We start from the raw sequence: 4334 nt of genomic DNA on the forward strand, positions 1-4334 counted from the left end.
CCGAAGGAGATGTGGGCATGGCCTTCGACAAGGCCCGGCATCAGCGTCATGCCGCGGCATTCGACCGTCGTCGCGCCSTCGCCSGAYAATTGTCCAGGCGTGCGCGCGATGGTGACGATGCGGCCATTGTCGACCAGCAGATCGGCCGGATAGGCGTCAGCGCCCGTGCCGTCCCAGATCATGGCATTTCGAAACATCACTCTTGTCATGACTTCGTCCTTTCGGAGTTGGCGAGGGTTATTGGTTGACGGCTTGCGCTGCGATGACGTCGTCGGCCACGACATTGGACAGGATGCCGACGCCTTCCAGTTCGACTTCGCAGATGTCACCATGCTTCATGAACAGCTGCGGCTTGCGCGCCACGCCGACGCCGGACGGCGTGCCGGTGACGAGAATGTCGCCGGGCTCCAGCGTGATCGCCTCGCTGATGATCGAGATCAACGAGACGACATCGAAGATCATGTCGTCCGTCGTGGCATTCTGGACGATCTCGCCGTTGAGGCGCGTCTGGATGCGCAGGCCCTTGCCGCCCGGCGGCAGTTCGTCAGCCGTGACGAAGATCGGCCCGAACGAGCCGGTGCCGTCGAAATTCTTGCCGACGGTCCATTGCGGCGCCTTGGTCTGGAAATCGCGGATCGAGCCGTCGTTGAAGATGGAATAGCCGGCGACGTGGCTGAGCGCCTGGCTAGGCGCAATGTGGCGGCCGGCCTTGCCGATGACCGCAACCATCTCGCCCTCATAGTCGAGCTGGATCGAGGCCTCCGGCCGGCGGATCGCCGCACCATGGCCGATCAGGCTGGTCGAGAAGCGGGCGAACAAAGTCGGATAGGTCGGCGGAACGAAGCCGCTTTCGATCGAATGGTCGACATAGTTCAGGCCGACGCAGATGATCTTGCCGGGCCTCGCGATCGGCGGCAGCCATTCGACGGACTTCGCATCGACCTTGCGCCCGCAGGCCAGCTTCTCGCCGGCGGCCTGCAGCGCCGGTGTGCCTTCGGCGATCAGCTCGTCCAGCCACCCGGGAAACATCGCATCGCTGGCGTCGATGCCGCGGAACTCACCTGCCGGCAAGGCGATCGCCAGCCCAGGTCCCCGCGACGATTTATAGGCTGCAAATCGCACTGGCCACATCCTTGCTCGTGAAGACTGGACTTTGTTGAGAAATTATATATCTGTCAACAGAGAATATATTATTTTGCATTCTGATTTTCCGCTGGGATAATGTATCAAGGCCCCTCGAAGGACGGATTCGCCCGCAGGCAAACGAATGGCTAGGGAAGGCTCGATCAATCTCACCCAGGGCGCGTATGAGGATCTGCGCGCCGACCTGCTGTCGTGCCGGATCGCGCCCGGCAGCCGGCTCAAGGTGCAGGAACTGTGTGACAGGCTGTCCGTCAGCCTCGGCGCCATCCGCGAGGCCTTGTCGCGGCTGACGTCCGAAGGCCTCGTCGTGGCCGAACCGCAGCGCGGCTTTCGCGCCGCCCCGATCTCGGCGGAGGATCTGCTCGATCTCACCAAGACGCGCATCCAGATCGAAACCTTGTGCATTCGCCGCGCCATCGAGGTCGGCGATGTCGCCTGGGAATCGCAGCTGGTCGCCGCCCTCCACCGGCTGTCGCGCACGCCCGAGCATACGCCGGACGATCCGGTGCATTCGAGCGACGAATGGGCGACCGCGCACGCGGCCTTCCACAAGGCGCTGGTCGCCGGCTGCGACAGCCGCTGGCTGCTGCGCCTGCGCGACCAGCTTTACGACCAGAGTGAGCGTTACCGCCGCCGCTCGGTCTCGCTGGCGCCAAAAGCCCGCAACATCAGCAAGGAACATCAAGACCTCGCCGGTGCTGTGCTCGACCGCGATGCGGAGAAGGCATGCGAATTGCTGGCGGCGCATCTGGCTGTCACCACCGACATCCTGCTGGCCGCCGAAGCCGACGACCTGCCGACGCGCAAGACGATCGAGCGGGCGTAGCGTTTCATTCGATCTCCTCGGACAGACGCCGCCCGCGCGAACGGGCGCCGTTTTCGCGTCGCGGCCTACTGGCGCAGATTGGTCCAGATCCGGTCATAGGCGCGGATTGCCTTCTCGTCGCATGACGGCGCGAAGGTGATCTTGAGATCGGCCGGCGGATTGAATTCCGGCGAGCCGCCAACATCCGGCGCCAGCAGCTTGTTCGATCCGGCGATCCCGCTCTGGTAGCCGGTGTATTTCTGCTGCAGCGCGATGTTTTCGGGATCCATCAGGAAGTTGAGGAACTTCTTGGCATTGTCGAGATTGGGCGCCGTGGTCGGCACGGCGACATTGTCCATCCAGCCAACCACACCTTCCTTGGGGTAGACGTATTTGACCGTCGACTTCTGCTGACGTGTCGCCAGCGCCTTGCCCGACCACTGCTCATGCATGACCGTCTCGCCGGCGACCTGGCGCTCGACAATGCCATCGGAATTGTAGACCTTCACGAACGGCTTCTGCGCCTCGAGCAACGCATCGAGTTCCTTGAGGTCGGCCGGATTGCTGTTGCACTGGTCCTTGCCGAGATAGACCAGCGCCAGCGATATCACCTCGGTCGGCGAGCCGAACATGCCGACCTTGCCCTTSAGTTCCGCCGGCGGATCGAASAGCGGCTTCARRCTGTCGGTCGGACCCTTGTAGACGGCKGTGTCGACCGAATAGGAGGTGGTGCCCCACACCCATGGCACAGTATACTTCGCATCCGGATCCCACGGCCGGTGCTGCCATTTCGGATCGACGTTCTTGAAGTTCGGCATCGCCGCCGCGTCGACTTCCTGGAACAGCTTCTGCTTGACGAAGATCGGCACGAAGTCGTTGCTGATGATCATCACGTCGTAGCCGGCGGCGCCCGAGCTCAGCTTGGCGAGCGCGGTCTCGTTGGAATCATAGGTGTCGATGGTGACCTTGATCCCCGTCTCGGCCTCGAACTTCTTGATCATCTCGTCCGACGTGTAGTCGGTCCAGTTGTAGATATGCAGTTCGCCGGCATCAGCGAGCGCGCCGGTGGTGATTGCGCCGAGCATCGCGGCGGCCAAGGCTATTCCCGAAAGTCCTTCTTTCCATTTGGTCACGGTCGTTCTCCTCTGGTCTGGTTTCTTTGTAACTTCTTGTTTGACCATGATCTTTTCCGAAAACCGGTTCCCACTTTTCGGGATCATGGTTTAGGCAAATCTGTTGCGTCGTCCAACGAGCAGGGCCGCGGCGACGAAGACGATGGAAACGGCAAGCAGGATGGTGGAGATGGCGTTGACTTCCGGCGTCACGCCAAGCCGCATCATGCCGTAGATGTAGACTGGCAAAGTGGTCGATCCCGCGCTCGACACCATCATCGAGATCAGGAAATCATCGAGCGAGACGACGAAGGCCATGATGGCGCCGGCCGAGATCGCCGGCAGCAGCAAGGGCAGCGTGACGCGTCGGAACAGCCGCCACTCGTCGGCATAGAGATCGCGGCCGGCCTCCTCCAGCGTGCCGCCCATGTCGCGCAGCCGCGCCTGGATCGGCAGCAGCGCGAACGGGATGCAAAAGACGGTGTGGGCGATCATCAGATTGATCAGCCCATGATGCATGCCGAGACCGGAAAAGAAGATCAGCGTGGTGATCGCCACGACGATCTCCGGCACCACCAGCGGCATGGCGATCAGCGCGGTTGCGGCACTCCGCCCGAAGCGCAGCCGGCCGCGTTCCAGCGCAATGGCGCCGGCCGTCGCAATCGCTGTCGAGGCGATGGTGGCGACGATGGCGATGATGACGCTGTTGAAGGCGGCATCGCGGATCGCTTCGTTGTTGGCGACCGCCACGAACCATTTGAAACTGAAGCCGGCCCAGACGGTGACCAGCCGGCTCGAATTGAAGGCATAGATCACCAGGATCAGCAGCGGCGCGTAGAAGAACACGAAGATCAGCGCGGTGTAGGCCGACAGGCCAGGCGTATGCCGCCAGTCGAAGGGTTTGGCGCCATTCATCGCTGGTCCTCCTGCACCCGGCGCGAACGGATGACGAAGACGGTCAGCACGACGACCGTCACGACGGTCGAGAGTGCCGCGCCAAATGGCCAGTTGCGCGATGAGGTGAACTGCATCTGGATCAGGCTGCCGATGAGCAGCTTCTTGCCGCCGCCGAGCAGGTCCGGCGCCAGGAAAGAGCCCAACGCCGGCGCGAAGACCAGCGTGGCGCCAGCCAGCGCACCGGGCCTTGCCAGCGGCCAGACGATGCGGCGGAAGACGGCGGCGCGGCTGGCGTAAAGATCGTGAGCGGCCTCAATCAGCCGGGGGTCGATGCGCTCCAGCGTCGAATAGATCGGCAGCACCATGAAGGGCAGGAA

At 62.8% G+C, this 4334-nt stretch carries 5 protein-coding genes and 1 pseudogene; 1 reads left to right on the plus strand and 5 read right to left on the minus strand.

All coding sequences use genetic code 11. The annotated features are described in order from the left end of the window. Both AC1DX0_RS31770 and AC1DX0_RS31775 read right to left on the minus strand, forming a co-directional pair. Nucleotides 1-209, minus strand: a pseudogene (locus AC1DX0_RS31770) (hypothetical protein); the annotation flags it as partial. A 28-nt stretch (nucleotides 210-237) separates the two neighbouring features. After that, nucleotides 238-1122, minus strand: coding sequence for a fumarylacetoacetate hydrolase family protein (locus AC1DX0_RS31775; protein ID WP_477220812.1), 885 nt, complete (start codon nucleotides 1120-1122; stop codon nucleotides 238-240). Between the two features lie 145 nt (nucleotides 1123-1267). Between AC1DX0_RS31775 and AC1DX0_RS31780 the strand changes: the two genes are divergently transcribed. After that, nucleotides 1268-1969 carry a GntR family transcriptional regulator gene (locus AC1DX0_RS31780; protein WP_477220811.1) on the plus strand — a complete coding sequence of 234 codons (702 nt, stop codon included), beginning with the start codon at nucleotides 1268-1270 and terminating at the stop codon, nucleotides 1967-1969. A gap of 65 nt (nucleotides 1970-2034) precedes the next feature. On the opposite strand, the gene AC1DX0_RS31785 is transcribed toward AC1DX0_RS31780, so the two are convergent. The 3 genes from AC1DX0_RS31785 to AC1DX0_RS31795 form a co-directional block, all read right to left on the minus strand. Beyond that, entirely contained in the window at nucleotides 2035-3081 is a 1047-nt protein-coding gene (locus tag AC1DX0_RS31785; protein ID WP_477220810.1) for an extracellular solute-binding protein, read from the minus strand. Between the two features lie 90 nt (nucleotides 3082-3171). Continuing rightward, nucleotides 3172-3975: an ABC transporter permease gene (locus AC1DX0_RS31790; protein WP_477220809.1), complete on the minus strand. Its 804-nt coding sequence runs from the start codon at nucleotides 3973-3975 to the stop codon at nucleotides 3172-3174. After that, nucleotides 3972-4334, minus strand: a 363-nt coding sequence (locus AC1DX0_RS31795) for an ABC transporter permease (RefSeq protein WP_477358375.1), incomplete at its 5' end; no start/stop codon positions are given. The genes AC1DX0_RS31790 and AC1DX0_RS31795, both read right to left, overlap by 4 nt.

The sequence above is a fragment of the Mesorhizobium sp. P3_A9 genome (genome assembly GCF_056402975.1).